At 72.5% G+C, this 4,679-nt stretch carries 3 protein-coding genes; all 3 read right to left on the bottom strand.

All coding sequences use genetic code 11. The annotated features are described in order from the left end of the window. Window positions 1-1,969, bottom strand: a 1,969-nt coding sequence (locus tag A2U95_RS13920) for a CocE/NonD family hydrolase (RefSeq protein WP_166022415.1), incomplete at its 3' end; no start/stop codon positions are given. A gap of 194 nt (window positions 1,970-2,163) precedes the next feature. After that, window positions 2,164-3,045 (bottom strand): acyl-CoA thioesterase, encoded by an 882-nt coding sequence (locus A2U95_RS13915; RefSeq protein ID WP_166022414.1) that lies wholly within the window; start codon window positions 3,043-3,045, stop codon window positions 2,164-2,166. Window positions 3,046-3,080: 35 nt separating this feature from the next. Then, window positions 3,081-4,238 (bottom strand): acyl-CoA dehydrogenase family protein, encoded by a 1,158-nt coding sequence (locus A2U95_RS13910; protein ID WP_166022413.1) that lies wholly within the window; start codon window positions 4,236-4,238, stop codon window positions 3,081-3,083. Between the last annotated feature and the right edge of the window lie 441 nt (window positions 4,239-4,679).

The following is a 4,679-nucleotide window of genomic DNA, read 5'->3' as shown; positions in this document are numbered from 1 at the left end:
GCGGGATCTTCCGTCCGTCGGACGGCACGGCCGCCGCACCGACGGCCTCCGGCACCAGCGACCGTCCCGGCGCGAAGGACCGCATCGGACCCCGGACCGGCAGGTTCAGGGTGGTGGCGGCCAGGTCGATCCGGTACGCCGAGGCGGCGCCGTCGACCCGGACCGTGCCGCCGTCGTAGCTGGTGACGACCAGCCCGAGCTGGTGGCCCTCCGGGACCAGGACGTCGTTGGTCTGCAGCTCCACGGTCAGGGCGTGCTTCCCGCCGCCGGCCAGGCGGGCCCAGCCGCGGCCGAGCACCTGCAGGTCGGACTGCTCGATCCGCCGCTCGACGTCGCGGTAGCAGGCGTCGTCCACGGCGGAGGAGGCTCCCCAGCAGGACTCCGTGGTCACGGTGCGGGCGCCGTCGCCCGAGGCGGAGACCCGCCGGGCCGGTCCGTAGTCCACCAGTGCGACCGCCATCTGCCCGGTGGGCGCGTCCGTGGTGACCTTCGTGGTCAGCGAGGCGGGGCCGGACAGGCGCAGGTCGTCCGTCAGCCGGCCGGTGGTGAACAGGAGGCGGGAGTCCGTCGCGCCGGACCCCAGCATCTGCGCGAGCCGGCCGTTCGGGTCGTTGGTCCAGGCGGCCTCCCCCTTCTTCCCCCGCGCCCCCGGCGCGAGCGTGCCGTCCGTCCCCGGCCGCAGCTTGGCGACGCGGTCGGTCACCGGCCAGGTCTCGGAGCGGACGACCTGGCCCGGGGCGATCTCGGCACGCACCGCCGGCTCCTCGGTGATGCCGTTGTCGACGCCGTACAGCTCGTGGTCGAACCAGCGGTGCAGGGTCCCGACCCACTCGGCCCGGTCGGAGTCGAAGGGGTCCACGTGGCCCAGCCGGGTCAGGAACATCTTGCGCTCGACCCCGTGCTCGCCCAGCGCCTCCCACCAGCGGGAGAAGTTCTGGGTGTCCACGTTGGTGTCCTGGAGGCCGTGCATGATCAGCGCGGAGGCCCGGACCTTGGAGGCGTCGCCCAGGGTGCCCTCGCGGTAGTCGCGCTCGTCCCAGAAGGCGGTGTGCTCACCGGTCTCGTCGGCCGCGTCGACCCTCATCCGCTCGAGCTGCGCGGAGCAGTCGACGTCCTGCTGACGGCCGCCGGCCACGTAGGCCGACAGGTAGGACGGGTAGCCGTAGGAGAAGGGCAGTCCCTGCCAGCGGTCGTAGTCGTACCAGGAGCTGATCGCGCCGATCGGCACGATCGTCTCCAGTCCCTCGGTGCCGAGGGCGGCGACGCCGTTGGCGAGCGTGCCGTCGTAGGACTTGCCGATCATGCCGGTGGCGCCGGTGGTCCAGTCGGCGTCCGCCGGGGCGCCGTCGGCGAAGGACGCCGTGGCGTTGCCGTTCAGCCAGTCGACGGCGGCCTTGACGGACAGGACGTCCGAGCGCCCGCCCTGGTCGACGCAGCCGGTGGAGCGGCCGGTGCCGGCCATGTCCACCTGGACCACGGCGTAGCCGCGCGGCACGAACCAGTTGTCGTACCAGAGCGGGAACGACTCGATGGTGCCGTTCGCGTCGTAGGTCTTCTTCTCGCTCTCGTTGCCGCGGCCGCAGCAGGAATAGTAGGGACTGGCGTCCATGATCACCGGCACCCGCTCGACGCCGTCGAGCTCGGCGGGGCGTATGACGTCCACGGCGATGCGCTCGCCCTCGCCGTCGCCGTCGAGGTCGCCGGTCTCGACCCAGACCGATTCCTTGATCGCGGCCTCGTAGTCGTACACCGCGGCGGTCCTGCCGTCCGCGCCCAGCCGGGCTCCGGTGCCGGCGAGCGGGACGGTCCCCCCGGCCGCGGCGGCGTCCGGCGCCGCGGCCGCCGAAGGGGCGGCCACCAGTGCGCCGAGCAGGGCGGCCGCCGCGGTGACCGCTCCGGCGGCGACACGCAGGCGGTGTCCGTGCCCCGGTCTCGTGTTCCGGGTCGTGCGCGCTGCGGGCAGATCCATGCGGTCGGCTCCTTCTCGCGGGGACGGGCGCACACCGTCTGAGCGCGCGTCATGTCCGGTTCGGATCAACGTCGTTACCTGTGCGTCAATACCGGCCGTGGACGGAACACGTCAATGGGACGGACGAAGGCCCCGCCACCGGCCTTGCGGCGGTGACGGGGCCCGGGGCGACCGTGCGGGGGCTCCCGGGGGCGTCAGCGGGGGACCCGCACCACGCCTTCCTGGATGACGGAGATGGCGAGGCGGCCGTCCCGCGTGTAGATGCGCGCCTGCCCGAGCCCGCGCCCGCCGGAGGCGGACGGCGACTCCTGGTCGTAGAGCAGCCACTCGTCGGCCCGGAACGGGCGGTGGAACCACATGGCGTGGTCCAGCGAGGCGCCGACCACGTCACCGGTCGCCCAGCCGCCGCGTCCGTGCGCGAGGAGCACGGAGTCGAGCAGGGTCATGTCGGAGACGTAGGTGGCGAGGCAGACGTGCATCAGCGGGTCGTCGAGCGACCCGTCGAGCTTGCCGGCGGTGCGGAACCAGACCTGGGAGCGGGGCTCCCGGGGCTCGCCGACGCTGCCCCACGGCGGAGGGTTGACGTACCGCAGGTCCACGGCGGCGCGCGCGGCCACCATCCGGCCGAGCATCTCCGGCGAGGCGTAGGCGTCCGCGTGGCGCGGCATCATCTCCTCGAACGTCGGCAGCGTCTCCGGGTCCGGGACCTCGGGCATCGCCGACTGGTGGTCCAGCCCCTCCTCGTGCGCCTGGAACGAGGCCGAGAGGTGGAAGATCGGCCGGCCGTGCTGGACGGCGACCACCCGGCGGGTGGTGAAGGAGCGGCCGTCGCGGATGCGGTCGACCTCGTAGACGATGGGGGCGCCCGGGTCCCCGGCGACCAGGAAGTACGCGTGCAGCGAGTGTGCGAACCGGTCGGCGGGGACGGTGCGTCCCGCGGCGATCAGCGCCTGGGCCGCCACCTGTCCCCCGAAGACCCGGGGGACGACGGCGAACCTGGACCGACCGCGGAAGATGTCGCGCTCGATCTGCTCGAGGTCGAGCAGATCGAGCAGCGACTGCAGTGCCTGACTCATGTCGTCAGTGGTACCGGACGGACTTTTCGCGGACCTTACAGACCCATGTCCTTGGCGATGATCGTCTTCATGATCTCGCTGGTGCCGCCGTAGATGCGGTTCACCCGGTTGTCCGCGTACAGGCGGGCGATCGGGTACTCGTTCATGTAGCCGTAGCCGCCGTGCAGCTGGAGGCAGCGGTCGATCACGCGGTGCGCGACCTCGGTGCAGAACAGCTTGGCGGAGGCGGCCTCGGCGGCGGTCAGCTCGCCGGCGTCCAGGGCCTCCAGGGCGCGGTCGGCGACGGCCTCGGCCGCGTCCACCTCGGCCTTGCAGGCGGCCAGCTCGAACTTGGTGTTCTGGAAGGCGGCGACCGGCTGGCCGAAGACCGTGCGGTCCTGGGTGTACTTCTTGGCGAACTCCACCGCGGCCTTGGCCTGGGCGTAGGCGCCGAAGGCGATGCCCCAGCGCTCGGAGGCCAGGTTCTTGCCGAGGTAGGAGAAGCCCTTGTTCTCCTCGCCCATCAGGTCCTCGACCGGCACCTTGACGTCGACGAACGCCAGCTCGGCGGTGTCGGAGGTGCGCAGGCCCAGCTTGTCCAGCTTGCGGCCGATCGAGTAGCCCTCGGACTTGGTGTCGACGGCGAAGAGGGAGATGCCGTGACGGCGGTCCTCGGGGGTCGGCGGGGCGGTGCGGGCGCAGACGATCACCCGGTCGGCGTGGACGCCGCCGGTGATGAAGGTCTTGGCGCCGTTGAGGACGTAGTGGGTGCCGTCCTCGGAGAGCTTGGCGGTGGTCTTCATGCCGGCGAGGTCGGAGCCGGTGCCCGGCTCGGTCATCGCGATGGCCCACATCTCCTCGGCGGAGACGAACTTCGGCAGCCAGCGCTTCTTCTGGTCCGCGGTGGCCAGCATCTTGATGTACGGCAGGGCGAGCAGCACGTGCACGCCGGAGCCGCCGAAGTTCACGCCCGCGCGGGCGGTCTCCTCGTACTGGATGGCCTCGAACTTGTGGGTGTCCAGGCCGGCGCCGCCGTACTCCTCGTCGACGTTGATGCCGAAGAGGCCCAGCTCGGCGAGCTTGTAGTAGAACTCGCGGGGCGCGATGCCCGCCTGGAACCACTCGTCGTAGACCGGGACGACCTCGGCCTCGATGAAGGCGCGCAGGGTCTCCCGGAACGCCTCGTGATCCTCGTTGAACACCGTACGGCGCACCGCCGCCACCTCCGCCTTCGTCTGGCTGGTTGTCGCTTCCGAGCAGCACGATCCAGCTAAGCGCTTGCTCAGTATTACCGTACCGGCGAGTAGGACACTCGTCCAGAGATGCGCGGCCGAACTGGCCCGTAACGCTGATCACGCCGGACCGGGACGCCCCACCACCGGACCGGCCGCCCCTCGGGCACCCCCGCGGGCGACCGGGCGACGCGGACGGGCACTCCTCCGGACGGCCGGACAGCAGGGCTGGACACCCCTCCGGGCGGGCGACGCGGGCGGGCGCTCCCCAGGACGGCCGGACGGCCGGACGGCACGGTTGGACACACCGGCGGACGGGCTGCGCGGACGGGCACGCCGGCGGGCGGCCGGACCGCCCGGCGGACCCTTCCGCGGGCGGCGCCGCGCGCACGCGGCGCTCACCCCACCGCGGGCAGGCCCCGG

The organism is Streptomyces chilikensis, from assembly GCF_001642695.1.
Classification (GTDB): Bacteria; Actinomycetota; Actinomycetes; order Streptomycetales; family Streptomycetaceae; genus Streptomyces; species Streptomyces chilikensis.
This window is presented reverse-complemented; position numbering and strand designations above follow the sequence as displayed.